The organism is Streptantibioticus cattleyicolor NRRL 8057 = DSM 46488, from assembly GCF_000240165.1.
GTDB classification, from domain to species: domain Bacteria; phylum Actinomycetota; class Actinomycetes; order Streptomycetales; family Streptomycetaceae; genus Streptantibioticus; species Streptantibioticus cattleyicolor.
On sequence record NC_017586.1, the window covers coordinates 2,601,979 to 2,618,876 of the forward strand.

16 protein-coding genes and 1 tRNA gene are annotated in these 16,898 nt (G+C 73.9%); 12 read left to right on the forward strand and 5 right to left on the reverse strand.

What is annotated here, in order from left to right:
- Positions 1 to 5 precede the first annotated feature (5 nt).
- Positions 6 to 434: an alternative ribosome rescue aminoacyl-tRNA hydrolase ArfB gene (gene arfB / locus SCATT_RS11500; protein WP_014143209.1), complete on the reverse strand. Its 429-nt coding sequence runs from the start codon at positions 432 to 434 to the stop codon at positions 6 to 8.
- A gap of 153 nt (positions 435 to 587) precedes the next feature.
- Between arfB and SCATT_RS11505 the strand changes: the two genes are divergently transcribed.
- The 4 genes from SCATT_RS11505 to SCATT_RS11520 all read left to right on the forward strand — a co-directional run bounded on the left by SCATT_RS11505 (position 588) and on the right by SCATT_RS11520 (position 3,425).
- Entirely contained in the window at positions 588 to 1,163 is a 576-nt protein-coding gene (locus SCATT_RS11505) for a TerD family protein (protein ID WP_014143210.1), read from the forward strand.
- 102 nt (positions 1,164 to 1,265) lie between these two features.
- Entirely contained in the window at positions 1,266 to 2,234 is a 969-nt protein-coding gene (locus SCATT_RS11510; RefSeq protein WP_014143211.1) for a zinc-binding dehydrogenase, read from the forward strand.
- A gap of 38 nt (positions 2,235 to 2,272) precedes the next feature.
- Positions 2,273 to 2,761, forward strand: coding sequence for a hypothetical protein (locus tag SCATT_RS11515; RefSeq protein ID WP_014143212.1), 489 nt, complete (start codon positions 2,273 to 2,275; stop codon positions 2,759 to 2,761).
- A gap of 58 nt (positions 2,762 to 2,819) precedes the next feature.
- Positions 2,820 to 3,425 carry a lytic transglycosylase domain-containing protein gene (locus SCATT_RS11520; protein WP_014143213.1) on the forward strand — a complete coding sequence of 202 codons (606 nt, stop codon included), beginning with the start codon at positions 2,820 to 2,822 and terminating at the stop codon, positions 3,423 to 3,425.
- An 84-nt stretch (positions 3,426 to 3,509) separates the two neighbouring features.
- On the opposite strand, the gene SCATT_RS11525 is transcribed toward SCATT_RS11520, so the two are convergent.
- The gene (locus tag SCATT_RS11525) at positions 3,510 to 4,505 is read right to left on the reverse strand and encodes an alpha/beta hydrolase (RefSeq protein WP_014627887.1); all 996 of its coding nucleotides are present in this window, start codon (positions 4,503 to 4,505) and stop codon (positions 3,510 to 3,512) included.
- Positions 4,506 to 4,723: 218 nt separating this feature from the next.
- Positions 4,724 to 7,546 carry a helix-turn-helix transcriptional regulator gene (locus SCATT_RS11530; protein ID WP_014143215.1) on the reverse strand — a complete coding sequence of 941 codons (2,823 nt, stop codon included), beginning with the start codon at positions 7,544 to 7,546 and terminating at the stop codon, positions 4,724 to 4,726.
- 139 nt (positions 7,547 to 7,685) lie between these two features.
- Between SCATT_RS11530 and SCATT_RS11535 the strand changes: the two genes are divergently transcribed.
- From SCATT_RS11535 to SCATT_RS11560, 6 genes are all read left to right on the forward strand, one after another.
- Positions 7,686 to 8,051 (forward strand): nuclear transport factor 2 family protein, encoded by a 366-nt coding sequence (locus tag SCATT_RS11535; RefSeq protein WP_014143216.1) that lies wholly within the window; start codon positions 7,686 to 7,688, stop codon positions 8,049 to 8,051.
- A 373-nt stretch (positions 8,052 to 8,424) separates the two neighbouring features.
- Positions 8,425 to 9,909, forward strand: coding sequence for an MFS transporter (locus SCATT_RS11540; protein ID WP_014143217.1), 1,485 nt, complete (start codon positions 8,425 to 8,427; stop codon positions 9,907 to 9,909).
- Positions 9,910 to 10,059: 150 nt separating this feature from the next.
- Complete coding sequence (mreB, locus tag SCATT_RS11545) at positions 10,060 to 11,085, forward strand: rod shape-determining protein (protein ID WP_014143218.1); 1,026 nt, start codon at positions 10,060 to 10,062, stop codon at positions 11,083 to 11,085.
- Positions 11,086 to 11,189: 104 nt separating this feature from the next.
- Positions 11,190 to 11,684 carry a hypothetical protein gene (locus SCATT_RS11550; RefSeq protein ID WP_014143219.1) on the forward strand — a complete coding sequence of 165 codons (495 nt, stop codon included), beginning with the start codon at positions 11,190 to 11,192 and terminating at the stop codon, positions 11,682 to 11,684.
- Between the two features lie 253 nt (positions 11,685 to 11,937).
- Positions 11,938 to 13,284, forward strand: coding sequence for an alpha/beta hydrolase (locus tag SCATT_RS11555; protein WP_014143220.1), 1,347 nt, complete (start codon positions 11,938 to 11,940; stop codon positions 13,282 to 13,284).
- Positions 13,285 to 13,372: 88 nt separating this feature from the next.
- Positions 13,373 to 13,615 carry a hypothetical protein gene (locus SCATT_RS11560; protein WP_014627889.1) on the forward strand — a complete coding sequence of 81 codons (243 nt, stop codon included), beginning with the start codon at positions 13,373 to 13,375 and terminating at the stop codon, positions 13,613 to 13,615.
- Between the two features lie 129 nt (positions 13,616 to 13,744).
- On the opposite strand, the gene SCATT_RS11565 is transcribed toward SCATT_RS11560, so the two are convergent.
- Positions 13,745 to 14,053 (reverse strand): hypothetical protein, encoded by a 309-nt coding sequence (locus SCATT_RS11565; RefSeq protein ID WP_014143222.1) that lies wholly within the window; start codon positions 14,051 to 14,053, stop codon positions 13,745 to 13,747.
- 232 nt (positions 14,054 to 14,285) lie between these two features.
- Between SCATT_RS11565 and rfbB the strand changes: the two genes are divergently transcribed.
- Positions 14,286 to 15,272, forward strand: coding sequence for a dTDP-glucose 4,6-dehydratase (gene rfbB, locus SCATT_RS11570; protein ID WP_014143223.1), 987 nt, complete (start codon positions 14,286 to 14,288; stop codon positions 15,270 to 15,272).
- A gap of 80 nt (positions 15,273 to 15,352) precedes the next feature.
- Here rfbB and SCATT_RS11575 read toward each other — a convergent pair.
- Positions 15,353 to 15,426 (reverse strand) — tRNA-Thr (locus SCATT_RS11575).
- Between the two features lie 229 nt (positions 15,427 to 15,655).
- Between SCATT_RS11575 and SCATT_RS11580 the strand changes: the two genes are divergently transcribed.
- Positions 15,656 to 16,771: an ABC transporter ATP-binding protein gene (locus SCATT_RS11580; protein WP_014143224.1), complete on the forward strand. Its 1,116-nt coding sequence runs from the start codon at positions 15,656 to 15,658 to the stop codon at positions 16,769 to 16,771.
- Positions 16,772 to 16,898: the final 127 nt, after the last annotated feature.

The following is a 16,898-nucleotide window of genomic DNA, read 5'->3' on the forward strand; positions in this document are numbered from 1 at the left end:
CCGGCTCACTCCCAACGGCGCGGATCCCGGCCGCGTTTGGCCTCGGAGCGGGCGCGCTTGTCGCGCAGGCGGCGCTCGTTGATGCCCTTGGGTATGCGGGTGGGCCGGCGGGGCCTGGGCGGGGGCGCGGTGGCCTCGGCGAGCAGGGCGGTCAGCCGGGCGGCGGCGGCCTCCCGGTTGCGCCACTGCGAGCGGTGCTCCTGGGCGCGGACGACGAGGGTGCCGCCGACCAGCCGGCCGGCCAGCCGGTCGAGCGCGCGCTCCTTCCACACCGGCGGCAGCGAGGCCGTGCCGGCCAGGTCGAAGCGGAGCTCCACCGAGGTGTCGGTGGTGTTGACGTGCTGGCCACCGGGGCCGGACGAGCGGGAGAAACGCCACGTCAGCTCGGCCTCCGGGATGGCGACCGAGCCGCGGACGGGAAGGGGTCCGGACATACCCCCATGATCCCGCGTGCCGGGCGGCCCGTCACACCGTTTTGCCCGGGGCCGCCCGGGGTGCGGAACCATCCGGCCGGCCGGGGGCGTTGAACGGTTACCCGGGCCGCCGAGGCGCCGGTCCGGGCACCGAGCGAACCGGAGGAACGTCCCATGCCTGTAAGCCTGTCCAAGGGCGGCAACATCTCGCTGACCAAGGAGGCCCCCGGCCTGACCGCGGTCACCGTCGGCCTGGGCTGGGACGTGCGCACCACCACCGGCACCGACTTCGACCTCGACGCCAGCGCGATCGCGGTCGACGCCACCGGGCGGGTCCACTCCGACCAGCACTTCGTCTTCTTCAACAACCGCTCCACGCCGGACCGCACCATCGTGCACAGCGGCGACAACCTCACCGGCGCCGGCGACGGCGACGACGAGGAGATCAAGGTCGACCTGGCCGGGCTGCCGGCCGCCGTGGCCAAGGTGGTCTTCCCGGTCTCCATCTACGACGCCGGCTCCCGCGGGCAGAACTTCGGCCAGGTCCGCAACGCCTACATACGCGTGGTCAACCAGGCCGACGGCGCCGAGATCGCCCGCTACGACCTCAGCGAGGACGCCGCCACCGAGACCGCGATGGTCTTCGGCGAGCTGTACCGCAACGGCGCCGAGTGGAAGTTCCGCGCCGTCGGCCAGGGTTACGCCTCAGGGCTCGCCGGGATCGCCCAGGACTTCGGGGTCAACGTGTGACGTCCGCCGCCGGGCGCCCGGTTGACCTCAAGCGCGGTTGAGGTCGCAGGGTTGTCCACGGACGGCCGGGAAGCGCCCGGCCCGCGGTGATCTGGAGTCCTTGTGCACGCGATCGTCCTGCACCGGTTCGGCCCGGCCGGCAACCTTCGTCACGAGCGGGTCGAGGACCCGGAGCCCGGCACCGGCCAGGTGCGTATCGCGGTGCGGGCGGCCGGGGTGCACCTGGTGGACACCCGGCTGCGGGAGGGGGTGGCCGGCGGTCCGCTGCCGTTGCCCGAGCTGCCGACCGTGCCCGGCCGCGAGGTGGCCGGGGTGGTGGACGCGGTCGGCCCGGACACCGATCCGGGGTGGGTCGGCCGCCGGGTGGTGGCCCACCTCGGCGCGGTCCCCGGCGGCTACGCCGAGCTGGCGGTGACCGGTACGGAACGGCTGCACGCCGTCCCGGACGGGCTCGACGAGGCGGCGGCGGTCGCCATGATCGGCACCGGCCGCACGGCCATGGGGCTGCTGCGCCCGGCCCGGCTGACCGCCGGGGACGTGGTGCTGGTCACCGCCGCGGCGGGCGGCATCGGCACCCTGCTGACGCAGTCCGCGCTGCGGCGCGGCGCCACCGTGGTCGGCCTGGCCGGCGGCGCGGCCAAGACGGCCCGGGTGCGGGAGCTGGGGGCGGCGGCGGTGGACTACCGGGAGCCCGGCTGGCCGCGGCGGGTACGGGAGGTGCTGGACGGGCGGACGGCGAGCGTGGTCTTCGACGCGGTGGGCGGCGCCACCGGCCGGGCCGCGGTGGAGCTGCTGGGCGAGGGCGGCCGGCACATCCCGTACGGCTGGTTCGACGAGGGGCCGGTGGCGCTCGGCGAGGAGGAGCTGGCGCGGCGCGGTATCACCTCGTACTCCCCGCTCGGTGCCCCGATGATGGCCGTCCTGCGCGAGCTGGAGGAGGAGGCGCTGGCCGAGGCCGCGGCGGGCCGGCTGGTGCCCGCGGTGCGGTCGTTCCCGCTGGCCGAGGCCGCCGAGGCACACCGCGCGCTGGAGTCCCGGGCAACGATGGGCAAGGTGGTGCTGTGTCCGTAAGGGCAGGGCGGGGTCCCTGCAGGCTCTAGGATTCCGGCGTGATCGACCTCGGCTACGCCTTGTCCCGGCGCTTTCCGGATCCTCCGCAGACCGATTACCGGCAGGCGGACGTCCGGGCGCTGCGCCATGACCTGTTCTGCGGTGATGTGTACATCGCCGAGGGTGAGCGGGAGTTGTCCACAGCCTGGGGATGGGTCCCGGTGCTGGACTTCGCGTGGGCGCTGTGCGACATCGTCGAGCGGCTCGACCAGGATCCGATGGGCAGCCGGGCGTCGCGTCCGCAGCGGGCGGAGCTGGACTTCACGCAGTCCACCGAGCGGCTGCGGTTCACCCGGCGCTTCGGCTGGGTGGAGATCACCGCGGACTGGGCGGAGGACGAGTCGGCGCTCACCGTCCCCCACGCCGAACTGCGCCGGGAGGCACGGGACTTCCTGCACGACGTGGTCGCGGACCTGGCCGACATGCACGACGGGGTGTCGGACAATCCGGTCATCTGGAACCTGATGGCCAGGTTTCCCCGTGTATAGAGGGGACGCTCCCGCACCTTCGGGGGCAACATCGACATCCCACAACGGTGGCGCATACATGGATACAGAACCGGACCACTCCGGCAGGAAGCGCCGCGGGTGCCTGGTACGGGCGGTCGTCGCCGCCGTCGTGGTGATCGCCGCCGCCCTCGGGGTCACCTGGCTGCTGACCAGGCCGCCCGCGCTGCCGGTGATCCCGGCGCAGTACCTGCCCACGATCCGGTCGGCCGCCGCCCGCTGCCCGGAGATCAGCGTTCCGCTGCTGGCCGCGCAGATCGACGCGGAGAGCCACTGGAACCCGCAGGCCGACTCCGGCAAGGCGCAGGGGATAGCGCAGTTCGACCCCGACACCTGGGCGGAGTGGGGGCGCGACCACGACGGGGACGGCAAGGCCGACGTGTGGGACCCCAAGGACGCCATACCGTCCCAGGCGGACTACATGTGCGAGCTGTACAAGGAGGTCCGCCACATCCCGGGCGACCCCACCCAGCTCGCGCTGGCCGCCTACAACGCCGGCCCCAACGCGGTTTTCCAGGCGAACGGCATCCCGCAGATCGACGAGACCGTCACCTACGTGCAGCGGATCGAGAAGCTGGTGCCGCAGTACGCGCAGACCTACGCCAAGCAGATCGGCGCCTCGGCGAGCCCGTCGGCGAGCCGCTGAGCCCGGCCGGGCGGGCCGGTACGACGACGGGCGGAGGGCGCCTCACGCGCCCTCCGCCCGTCGTCGTTCACGACCGCGCCGGTGTCACACCGACGGTCCCTGCATGTGCTCGCTGATCCACTGTATGGTGCCTTCGTCCATGCCCCGGGTGTAGCTGCGGGCGTTGTGCTCGCCGCCGGAGATGACCTGGAGGCGGCAGTTGACCGCGCCGTGGCAGTAGTCCTTGATGAAGGACTTGACCTTCACCATGTCGCTGCGTTCGGTGGTGCCGACCTGGAAGCCCAGGTAGACCTTGGGGCCGCCCTTCCTGGTGATCTGCTTGGCCAGCCACTCGGGGTTGTTGGCCCGCATCGCCGCCTGGTTGCCGTGCCACAGCGGGGAGTCGGGGACGATGTCGGGGCCGGAGGGGATGGCCGCCTTGAAGGTCTCGGGGTACTGCAGCACGCTCTTCAGGCCGCAGAAGCCGCCCGACGAGGAGCCCATGAAGCCCCAGCCGTTGCGGGTCTTGAGGGTGCGGAAGTTCTGCCGGACGAAGTCGGGGACGTCCTTCGTCAGCCAGGTGCCCATCTTCTGCGACCCGGGGATGTCACTGCAGTCGTGGTACTGCTGGTCCGGGTTGAGCACCGGCATGACCAGGATGAACGGGAGCGCCTTGCCCTCCTGCGTCCACCGGTAGAAGTCCTCCTGGAGCTTGAGGTCGGCGCCGAACCAGTAGTTGTTCGGGTAGCCGATCCCGCCGGGGAGCGCGATGATCACCGGGAACCCCTTGTTGGCGTTCTCCGGCTTGAAGTACGCGGGCGGTGCCCACACCCAGATCTTGCCGGTGAACCCGGACTTCGCGCCGGCGTAGGTGGTCACCGCGATCTTGGTGTTCTCCGCGGCGGTCACCGTGCGCTGCACCTTGAACGAGGCGGCCGGCCCGGTGGGCATCTGGGCCAGCCCGGCTGGATCGGCCTTGGGCGCGGTGGAACCGGTAGGGGCAGTGCTGGGACCGAACGAGACCGGGTCTCCTTCGTCGCTGCAGCCCGCGACGAGGCCCAGCGATACAAGGGCTACGGCCGCGGTCAGCCAGCGTTTCATCAAGGATCGCTCCACCGAATTGTGCTTCCTGTCGGGACATGGCTGGTCATTACCACCAGTGAGATGCAAAAAAGCGCAGCGCGGATCCGTCCGTCGCCATGAAATACGTCATAGCCGCGTAACAGCGGCCGGACAGGGGGGTGACAGGTGAACACCGGTTGCCCGGTGTTCAACGCGGCGTTGACCGGCCGTCGTCGCAGCGTGACGAAGGCGCCCGCTCAGCCGTCCAGCGCGGCCAGTTCGCCGCGTGAGGTGACGCCCAGCTTGGGATACGCCTTGTACAGGTGGTAGCCGACGGTGCGGGGGCTGAGGAAGAGCTGCGCGGCGATGTCGCGGTTGGACATCCCCTGCGCCGCCAGCCGCACGATCTGGAGTTCCTGCGGGGTCAGCCGGGACAGGACGCCGGGGCCGCCGGCCCGGGGCGCCGCCTCCCCGGTGGCGCCCAGCTCGGTGCGGGCCCGGTCGGCCCAGGGCACGGCACCCAGCCGTTCGAACGCCTCCAGCGCGGCGCGCAGCTGGGTACGGGCCTCCGCCTTGCGTTTGCCGCGGCGCAGCCACTCCCCGTACAGCAGGGCCGTCCTGGCCTGCTCGAAGGGGCGTTCCGCGGTGCTGTGCAGGGCGAGGGCGGCCGGGTAGTGGGTGCCGGGGTCGTCGCCGAGCAGGGCGCGGCAGCGCAGTACCAGCGCCTCGGTCCACGGCTGTCCGGTCCGCCGTGACCAGCGGTGGAACCATGCGAAGGCGTCGGTGGCCCGGTCGGGGCGGCCGAGCCGGACGGCCGCCTCCACCAGGTCGGGCACGGCGCGGGTGGCGGAGACGGTGTGGCGCAGCGGTCCGCCGGTGAAGGCGGCGAGCCGTTCCACCGCCTCCTCGGCGCGGCCGAGGCCCAGGTCGAGCACCCCGTAGGCCCACTGCACCCAGGCGGCGCCGGGGGGCGGGGCGGCACCGGCGGCGTCGGAGCCCGATCCGGTGAGCGCGCGGTCGCCGTGCGCCCGGCAGCTCTCCTCGTCGCCGTCGAGGGCGGCGCGGTAGGCGAGGAAGCCGGTGAGCTGGCTGGTCCACTGGTGCTGGCCGGTCTCCTCGGCGATGCGCAGCGCCTCGCCGGCGGTGGCCCGGGCGTCGCGGTGGCGGCCGTGGAAGAGTTCGGCCTCGGCCAGGAAGAAGAGCACGGTGGGCAGTTGGCCGAAGGCGCCGCCGGCCCGGCATTCGGCGGCCAGGGCGGTGGCGAGCCGGTGGGTGTCGGCGTCCTGGCCGGCCACCAGGGAGACCCCGCAGACCTGTACCACGTCCCACGGCACCCAGGCGCCGTTGCGGCGGGCGTCCTCCACCGCCTTGTCGACGGTTCGCAGGGCGCCGTCGGGGACGTCGTCCCCCGGGTCGTCGGAGGCGAGCACCGGGCGGACGGCGCGGACCAGGTACCGGGTGAGCGGCGCCAGCGGGTCGTCGTCCGGCAGGGCGAGGCCGGTGAGCGCGCCGACGACCTCGTACAGCGGCTCGCCGCCGAGGTACCAGGCGGCGTGGAACGCCTGGAGCAGCATGCGGGCGGCCAGCCGCGGGTCGTCGTCCGCGGTGCGCCGGGCCTCCTCGGCGAGGAGGCGGTGGGCGGCGGGGAAGTCGCCCTGCCAGAAGCGCGCGGTGGCCCGCACCGCGTTCAGCCTGCGCAGCCAGCCGACGCCGTCGGGGCCGTAGGCGTCGGGGTGAGCGGTGATCCGGGCGGCGGTGCGTTCGGCGGCGGCGTCGGCGCGGTCGGGGTGGCCGGCCTCGATGGCGGCCTCGCAGGCGAGGACGTGGCGCCGGACGGCGGCGCGGGGGTCGGGGGTGAGCCGGGCGGCGCGTTCGATGGCGTCGGCCGCGGCGGCGTGGCCACCGCGTTCGTGGGCGCGGACGGCGGCCTTCTCCAGGGCCGCGGCGATCGTCTCGTCGGGTCCGTCGGCGGCGATCGCCAGGTGCCAGGCGCGGCGGTCGGCGGTCTCCTCGGGGTCGCCGCCGGCCGTGGCGAGGGCGTCGGCGAGGGCGCGGTGGACGGCGAGGCGGTGGGCGAGCGGGGCGCGCTGGTGGACGGCGGCGCGCAGCAGCGGGTGGCGGAAGGCGATCGCGGGGGCGGCGAACTCCCGTTCCACCAGCCGTACCAGGCCGCTGTCCTGGGCGGGCTGGAGGTCGGCGATGGCGGCGCCGAGGGTGGCGGCGGCGCGTTCGACCACGTCGAGCCGGCCACCGCGTTCGGCGGCGGCGACCAGCAGCAGCGTCTGGGTGGCCGGGGGCAGCCTGCTGACCTGGCCGTGGAAGGCGACCTGGAGGCGGGTGGTCAGCGGCAGGGCGCCGGGGTGCGGGCCGGTGCCCTCGCCGGCCAGCGCGGCGGGCAGTTCGGTCAGGGCGAGCGGGTTGCCGTGGGCCTCGGCGAGGACCCGGCCGCGTACGGCGGGGGCGAGGCCGGCCGCGTGGGCGTCCAGCAGTTGGCCGCAGGCCCGGTCGTCGAGGCCGGTCAGGGGCAGTTCGGGCAGGCCGGGGGCGTCGAAGGCGCCTTCGCCGTCGCGGGCGGCGAGGATCAGCGCGACGGGTTCGGCCTTCAGCCGCCGGGCGGCGAGCAGCAGGGCGTCGGCGGAGGCCCGGTCGAGCCACTGGGCGTCGTCCACCACGCACAACAGGGGCCGCTCGTCGGCGAGTTCGGAGAGCAGCGAGAGGACGGCGAGCCCGGTCAGCAGCCGGTCGGCGGGGCGGCCGGGGGTGACGGGGGCGAGGCCGAAGGCGCCCTCCAGCGCGTCGCGCTGGGGCCCGGGCAGGGCGGGGAGCCGGTGGAGACCGGGGGCGAGCAGCAAGTGGAGGGCGGCGAAGGGGAGTTCGGCCTCGTACTCCACGCCGGTAGCGCGCAGGACGCGCATGCTGTGGCCTTCGGCGGTGGCGGCGGCGTGGTCGAGCAGGGCGCTCTTGCCGATGCCGGGTTCGCCGCGCAGCACCAGGACGCCACTGGTGCCCGCGCGGGCGTCGTCGAGGAGCCGGTCGAGGGCCGCCCGCTCCCCCTCCCGCCCGTACAGCGTCGTCGGCATGGCGTGCAGCCTACCTATGCCACTCCCCGCGGCGGCGACCGATTACCTAACGGCGACGGATTCCCAGGTCACGCCGGCTCCCTACCGTTGTGGACATCAGCAAGCGCAACGAACCGCAACACAACGGGAGTTGAACGACATGAGCGACATCCAGCACCTCGTCGAGCGCTACCTCGCCACCTGGAACGAGCGCGACGCCACCGCCCGCCGGGCCGCCGTCGACGCCCTGTGGGCCGAACACGGCCGCTACACCGACCCCCTCGCCGACGCCGAGGGCCGCGACGCCATCGACGCCACCATCGCCGCCGTCCAGGCGCAGTTCCCCGACTTCGTCTTCCGCCCCGGCGGCCCCGTCGACGCCCACCACAACCTCGCCCGCTTCACCTGGGAACTGGGCCCCGCCGACGGCGAACCCCTGGTCGTCGGCTTCGACGTGGCCGTCCTCGACGATTCCGGCCGCATCGAGTCGGTCCACGGCTTCCTGGACAAGGTCCCCTCGGCGTGACGGCCTCCCGGCCGGGGGTGTCGGGGGCCTCCGTGCGCTTCCGGTACGGGGGTTGACGCCCCTGGCGGGGCGTGTGGGGCTGCGCCCCGGGCGGGGCCGGCGCGGGAACGCCGGGTGTCCGGCGGAGCCGGTACGGGAGTTGAGCCCCGGGGCGGATCGGGAACGCCGGTCCCGGCGACACCGGGGTAACGCGAGTTGCGCCCCGGGGCGGGGCCGGCGCGGGGCCGGCACGGGAAGTCGCCCCGCGCGGGAAAAGGGCGCGGCGGGGCCGTTGTGTCGGCACGGCTCGGGTCGGGCGTCGGGGAGGCGTCGGCGGGTGGGCGCGTGGCCATTGGTCAGTTGCTCTGAGACACGTATCTGGAGGAGAACGGGCATGTCGGTGACCGCAGTCGGTCCGGTCGGGGCGCGGGGCGCCGTTGGTGGGGAGGTGGGCCGGCCGGGGGCGTTGAGTTTGGCGGTGTTGCTGGCGGCGACGTTCATGACGTCGTTGGACGTGTTCATCGTGAATGTGGCGATCCCGGCGGTGCAGAGTGATCTGCGGGCGAGTACGGCGGCGATGCAGTGGGTGGTCGCGGGGTTCGGGCTGGCGTTGGCGGCGTGTCTGGTGACGGCCGGCCGGCTGGGCGACATGGTGGGGCGGCGGCGGGTGTTCGCGATGGGGCTGGCGTTGTTCACGCTGACCTCGGTGGCCTGCGGGGTCGCGCCGAGCGCGGGGACGCTGATCGCCGCCCGGGTCGCGCAGGGCGCCGCCGCCGCGCTGATGGGCCCGCAGGTGCTGGCGATCCTGCGGACCGCGTACTCCGGCGCCGCGCAGGCGCGGGCGTTCAGCGCGTACGGGCTCGTCATGGGCGTCGGCGCGGTCTTCGGGCAGCTCATCGGGGGCGCGCTGATCAAGGCGGACGTGTTCGGGCTGGACTGGCGGGCGTGCTTCCTGATCAACCTGCCGGTCGGGGCGGTGACGTTGCCGCTGGTGCCGCGGGCGCTGGCCGAGTCGCGGGCGGCGGGGCGGCCCCGGCTGGACCTGACCGGCGCCACGCTCTCCGCGCTGGGCCTGGCGGCGCTGGTGCTGCCGCTGATCCAGGGCCGGGCGCAGGGGTGGCCGGGGTGGACGTGGGCGTGCCTGGCCGCCTCCGTGGTGCTCTTCGCGGTCTTCGGCGTCCACCAGAAGCGGCTGGCGGCGCGCGGCGGGGACCCGGTGGTCGACCTCGCGGTGTTCAAGGGCGGCCCGGCGGCGGCCGGTTTCCTCGCCCAGTTGGTGTTCTGGAGCGGCCAGGGTTCGTTCTTCCTGGTCCTCGCCCTCTACCTCCAGCAGGGCCGGGGGCTGACCCCGCTGGCCTCCGGGGTGGTCTTCCTCGCCATCGGCGTCAGCTATCTGCTCACCTCGACCACCGCGCACCGCTTCGCCGCCCGGCTGGGCAGCCGTACGGTGCCGGCCGGGGCGCTGGTGATGGCCGCTGGGCTGGCGCTGCTGTGGGTCACCGCCGCGCGGCTCGGCGCGGACGGCAGCGTGTGGTGGCTGGCGGTCGGGCTCTTCGTGGACGGCCTGGGCATGGGGATGGTCATCGCCCCGCTCACCTCGCAGGTGCTGGAACGGGTGTCGGCGCCGCTGGTCGGGTCGGCCTCCGGGGTGATCGCCACGTTGCAGCAGGTCGGCGGGGCGCTCGGGGTGGCGCTGATCGGCATCGTGTTCTACGCGGGGCTGGGGGCGCCCGTCGGCGGGGATGCCGGGCGGAGCGCTTTCGGGCACGCCTTCGGTTGCGCGATGGCGGCGCTGACCGCACTGGAGGTGGTGCTGGCGCTGCTGATGCCGCTGACGACCCGTCGGGTTCCGGTGCTCGTCACGGCTGACGCGGTGTGAGCCCGGGCAGGGCCGGTGGGGTGTCCGTCACGGCGACGGGCGCCCCGGTTGCCGTACCGCCCTCCCCCTACCGGCGCACCCTGGCGGGCGGCTGACGACCGGTGAGCTGACGATGACCCCACATCGAACCGCCTACCGGGAGGACCGCCCGTGAACGCCAGCCTCGACCACTTGCGCCGCTGCACCGTCGCCGTCGACCTCGGCGCGTCGAGGACGAGGGTCTACCTCAAGGGGACCGGGATCGTGGTCGACGAGCCCAGCGTCGTCGCCGTCGACTGCCGTACCGGTTCCCTCGTCGCCGTCGGCACCGTCGCCGACCTGATGACCGGACGCACCCCCGAGCACATCCGGGTGCTGCGCCCCATCTCCAACGGCACCGTGGTGGACATCGGCCTGGCCCAGCGCATGCTGCGCAACCTGATGGACGACCGGCTGCGCAAGACGCTGCGCCGCAAGCCGGTGCTGCGGGCCGCGGCCTGCGTCCCGTACGGCAGCGAACCGGTCTCCCGGCGCGCCGCGGTCGAGACGCTCACCGGCTTCGGGGCACGTCGGGTGGAACTGGTGGACTCCCTGGTCGCGGCGGCCATCGGCTGCGGGCTGCCGGTCGAGCACCCGGAGGCGACCTGCGTGGTGCTGTGCGGGGCCAGCACGACGCAGGTCGCGGTGTTGTCGCTGGGGTCGATCGTGACCGCCGAGACGATCCCGGTGGGCGGCGAGGTGATCGACCGGGCGATCGTGCTGCACCTGCGCCACCAGCACGCGCTGATGCTGCCCAGCCAGGGGGTCCGCCCGCTGCACGCCATCTTCGGCACCGCCGACGCCGGGCCGGCCAGCACCCAGGTGTACGGGACGGACGCGGCCAGCGGCATGGCCCGTTCGGTGGAGGTGGACGCCGAGGCGGTGCGGCTGGCCATCCGCAGCCCGCTGTACGCGGTGCTGGACGCGGTCCGCGCGGTGCTGCGCCGCTGCCCGCCCGACCTCGTCGCCGACCTCGTCGAACGCGGGATCACCCTGGCCGGCGGCGGCGCGGCACTGCCCGGCCTGCGCAGCATGCTCCACGAGACCACCCACATGCCGGTGCACGTCGCCGACCACCCCGGCGGCTGCGTCGTGCGCGGCCTGGGCGCCATGATCGAGGGCCAGGTGCGCCCGATGGCGATGGAGACGGTGCGCTGACCGGCGGGGACGACTCCGGTGCGCCCGGGGACGGGTCGGCGGACGGCTCCGGTGCCGGGGGCGTTCCGCCGGGCGGGCCCGGTGGGGTCGATCTCGGACCGGGGATGGCCATCGAGCGGGCCACCGCCGCCGAACGCCTCAAGGAACGCATCTACGCCACCCTCACCATGCTGGCCGTGGTGATCGGGCTCGCCGAGTCGACGCCGCCGGGCACCCACTCCGACGCCGCGTGGACGATCGGCGGCACGGCCGTGGGCGTCTGGCTGGCCACGCTCGTCGCCGACCAGCAGTCCCATCGCGTCGTCCACCACCGGCTCGCCCGGGGCGAGGAACTGCGCCGGATGCTGTACACCAGCGCCCCGCTGCTGCTCAGCGGCGTCGGCCCGCTGCTGTTCACCGCGTTGTCCGCGCTGGGTGCGATACGGCTGCGTCCCGCCCTGTTCACCGCGGTCGTCGTCGACCTCGCGGAGCTGTTCGGGTGGGGCGTGATCAGCGGTGTGCGGATGGGCGGCACCGCCGCGGCGGCGGTCGTCGCGGGGCTGGCGGACGTGGTGGTGGGCGCCGGGATCGTCGCGGTGAAGGTGTGGACGACGCACTGAGGGGGCGCGCGGTGGCGCGTGATCCGGCGTTCCGCACTCCCCCGGACTCACTCGTACGGGGTCACTCTCACGAGGGTCACTCCCAGGAGCGAGGGGCTGGCCCCACCCTTAGGTCACCGGGTCGCCGGATGGTCCGCGGGCGGCGGGCGGGAAACGCTGGAAGCGGAACGTGGCCGGGCGCGTCGGGACGTACGTCGGCGCCGGTCCGGTACGCGTTCGCCGAACCGCCGTCACGACCCTGGGAGCCGCGCCCATGCCCGTCATCCGTCCGCCGCACCCGCACCGTCCGCGCCGTCCGCGCCGTCCGCGCCGGATCGCCGTCCGGCTGGCGGCGGCGATGCTCGCGGTCTGCGCGCCGGCCGTCGCGTTCGGCGGCGGACGGGCCGACGCGCGTCCCGCCGGGGCCACGGTCGCGGCCGGGGCCGCCGCGCCGGTGCGGCTGACGCTGCCCGCCCCGACCGGCCCGCACCAGGTCGGCACCGTCTCCCTGCACCTGGTCGACCGCGCCCGCCGGGACCCGTGGGTGGCCACCGTCCCGTACCGGGAGCTCATGGTCGACGTGCGGTATCCGGCCGCCGACGCCGACCGGTATCCGCGCGCCCCGCAGTTCTCGCCCGCCGAGGCCGCCGCGTTCGACGCGCTCAACAACTTCGAGGGCAAGGTGCCGCGCGGCCGGGTCGACTGGGCGGCCACCCTCACCCACGCCCACCAGGGGGCCCCGGTCGACCGGGGGGCCGGGCGGCTGCCGGTGGTGGTCTACTCGCCGGGCTCGGGCGACCCGCGCGCGTTCGGCGCCACCCTCGCCGACGACCTCGCCTCGCACGGCTTCGTCGTCGTCACCGTGGACAACACCTACGAGGCGCCCGGCGTGCGCTTCCCCGACGGCCGGCTCGCCCGCTCGGTGCTGCCGCGCGAGATGGCCGGGGCCACGCCGGCCCGGGTGGCCGCGCTGATGCGGAAGGTGATGGCGGTGCGGGTGGCCGACACCCGTTTCGTCCTCGACGAGATCGACGCCCTCGCGGCCGGCCGCGACCCCGACGCGGACCACCGCGGGCTCCCGGCGGGCCTGGCCGGCGGCCTCGACGCGCACCGCGTCGGCATGTACGGCCACTCGGCCGGCGGTTTCACGGCCGCCGAGACGATGCGCGTCGACCACCGGGTGAGCGCCGGCGCCGACCTGGACGGGGTCCTCGGCTTCGTCCCCGGCGACCACGACCCGGCCAACCCCGCCCCCGTCGCCCGCCAGGGCCTCGACCGGGCGTTCCTGCTGATGGGCAAGGCCGGCAACGACCGGCACACCGTCCCCTCCTGGGACCTGCTCGCCCGGCGCAGCACCGGCTGGCACGGCAGCGTGACGCCAGCCCGCTCGGCACACGCCTCGTTCTCCGACGCCGAGGCGTTCGTCCCGCAGCTCACCGGCCCCCTCCACCTGTCCGCAACCACCGTCCACCGGCTCATCGGCGACGCCGACCCCGCCCAGGTGATCTCCGGCGAGCGCCGCTACCTCACCGCCTTCTTCGACCAGTGGCTGCGCGGCGGGAACAGCCACGGTCTGCTCGACGGCTCCCGGGTGCCCGCGGGCTTCGCCTACGTACGGTGACCCGGCCGGCCCGGTTCCGCCGTACGGCCGCACTGCGATGGCGGAACCGGTCCCCCGCGCGCGATCATTGGAACCGGAGGCGATCGACGTGGCCACCAGAATCCGACTCCACGGCGGCCCCGGGGACCAGCTCGTACTGGGCGTGACCCTGGGCGCATGCGGCCGGCCCCCCGAAGGCATCCTCTACGACCCCGACACCATCACCGTCCAGGACGCCACCGCCCACCGCTCCTGGCCCCCCTCCGCCGCCTACTACCGCCGCACGGAATCCGTCTCGGCGGAGCCGTGGGACTACGAGTACGAAAGCGAGATGACGGCCCCCCTGGAGTAGCACGCCCCCGTCCGCGGCTACCGCCGTTTTCGCGGGGGCAGCGGTGGCGCACGGCCGTGCTGGTCCCGGCCCCCCGTCCCGATGACCTCGTTGATCTCGCCGATCCGCGCAACGGGGTCCAGGTCGCCGTCACCCCCTGCCCCGCGCCTCACCCGCCAGCAACTCGTCCACCCTGCGCAGCACGTCCGCGATCGTCGTCAGCGCGGTCGCCTCGTCGCCCCACTCGGTGTGCAGGCCGTCCGCGAACTGCGCGAGCTGCCGCATCGACTGCTCGACCGTGTGCTTGGCCTTGCCCGCCTCCGGCAGATGCCCGAAGGCGTCCAGCTTGCCCATGCCGGTGCGGAAGTCGGCCACGGCGCCCGGAAGATGGGCCACCGCCGCCCGTAAGCTCCGGGCCGCCGACCCCATCGACGCGTACTCGTTCCTCAGATCCGCCATCGTCCTCCCCCTTCCGCCGGCCTTGAACGGATGCAAAGGGAAGTCTAGGAGCCGGCACCGACATCACCTCGACGGCCGACAACCGCCGTGTCCGGGGCAGCACAATAGAATCCGGGGCCGGACGGATCGAGGTACCGCTGACGGGCCGCGGCGTCGAGGTGACGCCCGGGCCCGCCGTGCCCCGTGCCCACCGGCTCGTTCGCGGCGACCACAGCAAGGCGCAGAACTCCACATGAACGACGACACCACCAGGATCCTCGTCACCGGCGGCGCGGGGTTCATCGGCTCCGCCTACGTCCGCGCGCTGCTGCGCGGCCCGCGGGCGGAGAACGTCACGATCACCGTCCTGGACCGGCTGACCTACGCCGGAAACCCGGCCAACCTGGCCGCCGTACGGGACCACCCGGGGTTCGCCTTCGTCCACGGTGACGTCTGCGACGCCGGGCTGGTCGACGAACTGGCCGCCACGCACGACGAGATGGTGCACTTCGCGGCCGAGTCCCACGTGGACCGCTCGATCGAGGACGCGGCCGACTCCACCCGCACCAACGTGCTGGGCACGCAGACCCTGCTGGCCGCCGCGGTCCGCCGGGGTGTCGGCCGGTTCGTCCACGTCTCCACCGACGAGGTCTACGGATCGGTCGCCGAGGGCTCCTGGCCGGAGAGCTCCCCGGTGCGCCCCAACTCCCCCTACGCGGCGTCCAAGGCCGCCGGCGACCTGATGGCCCTGGCGTACCACCGCACGCACGGCCTCGACGTGCGGGTGACGCGCGGCTCCAACACCTACGGGCCGTACCAGTACCCCGAGAAGATCATCCCGCGCTTCGTCACCGACCTGCTCCAGGGCCGCCCCGTCCCGCTGTACGGGGACGGGCGCAACGTACGGGACTGGCTGCACGTCGACGACCACGTGCTCGGCGTCGAACTGGTCCGCCGGCACGGGCGGCCGGGCGAGGTGTACAACATCGGCGGCGGCAACGAGCTGACCAACCGCGAGCTGACCGGGCTGCTGCTGGCGGCGTGCGGCACCGGCTGGGAGATGGTCCGCGAGGTGGCCGACCGCAAGGGCCACGACCTGCGGTACTCCGTCGACTGCAGCAAGATCCGCGACGAGCTGGGCTACCGGCCACGCCACGACTTCCACGCCGGGCTCGCCGCCACCGTCGCCTGGTACCGCGACAACCGCGACTGGTGGGAACCCTCGGTCTGGCGGCCGTGACCGCCACGCCGCCGCGAACGCCACGGCCACCTGGTACGACATGCGAACGCCCCCGGAAGAACCCCGGGGGCGGAACGCAGAGCCCCCTGTCGGGTTCGAACCGACGACCCCCGCTTTACAAGAGCGGTGCTCTGGCCAGCTGAGCTAAGGAGGCGTGGGCCCGGCGCGGGGCGCGGGGCCATGAGCAGGGTACCAAGGACGAGGGTGGGGCCGTCGCGGAAATTGCGGGTCGGGGTGCTGACAAGGGCAGGTGGCGGGGGGTAGCGTCGCGGACAGTCCGCGCTGGTGGACTAGACCTGCCCTCGCGGGGCCGTGGGCCTCGCGGGGAAGACTCCTTTACTCGGATCGTCCGGCACGTTCCTGCCGGTGAACGGAGCACTTCAATGGCCACTGTCACCTACGACAAGGCGACCCGTGTCTATCCCAACGCGGAGCGGCCCGCCGTGGACGGGCTGGACATCGAGATCGCCGACGGCGAGTTCCTGGTCCTGGTGGGGCCGTCCGGTTGCGGCAAGTCCACCTCGCTGCGGATGCTGGCCGGCCTGGAGGACGTCAACCAGGGCGCCATCCGGATCGGCGACCGGGACGTGACGCACCTGCCGCCGAAGGACCGGGACATCGCGATGGTGTTCCAGAACTACGCGCTCTACCCGCACATGACGGTGGCCGACAACATGGGCTTCGCGCTGAAGATCGCGAAGGTGAGCAAGGCGGAGATCCGCAAGCGGGTCGAGGAGGCGGCGAAGATCCTCGACCTCACCGAGTACCTGGACCGCAAGCCCAAGGCGCTCTCCGGCGGTCAGCGGCAGCGGGTGGCGATGGGGCGGGCCATCGTGCGTGAGCCGCAGGTGTTCCTGATGGACGAGCCGCTGTCCAACCTCGACGCCAAGCTGCGGGTGCAGACCCGTACCCAGATCGCGCAGCTCCAGCGCCGGCTGGGCACCACCACGGTCTACGTCACCCACGACCAGACCGAGGCGATGACCATGGGCGACCGGGTGGCCGTGCTCAAGGACGGGCTGCTCCAGCAGGTGGACTCGCCGCGCCACATGTACGACCGGCCGGCCAACCTCTTCGTCGCCGGGTTCATCGGCTCGCCGGCCATGAACCTGGTCGAGGTGGCGATCACCGACGGTGGCGTGAAGTTCGGCAACAGCGTGGTGCCGGTGAGCCGGGAGGCGATCACCGCCGCCACCGACCGGGGCGACCGGACGGTGACGGTGGGCGTCCGCCCCGAGCACTTCGACCTGGCCGAGACCCAGTCCGCGGCGGGCGACGCCGAGCCGGCCGGGGTCGCGGTCACCGTGAACGTGGTCGAGGAGCTGGGCGCGGACGGGTACGTGTACGGCACCGCGGAGATCGGCGGCGAGCAGAAGGACATCGTGGTCCGGGTCGGCGGACGCCAGGTGCCGCTCAAGGGCGACGTGCTCCACGTGGTGCCGCGGGCGGGCGAGACCCACGTCTTCTCCACCTCCACCGGTGAGCGGCTGAGCGACTGACCCCGCTGAGCCGGTGAGGGGTCGCTGATCTGCGGACCCAGGGGCGCCCGTGTCGACATGTCGATGCGGGCGCCCTTCTCCGTACCCGCCCGCACCCGTCAACCACTTTCACCCTTCCCAGCGACAT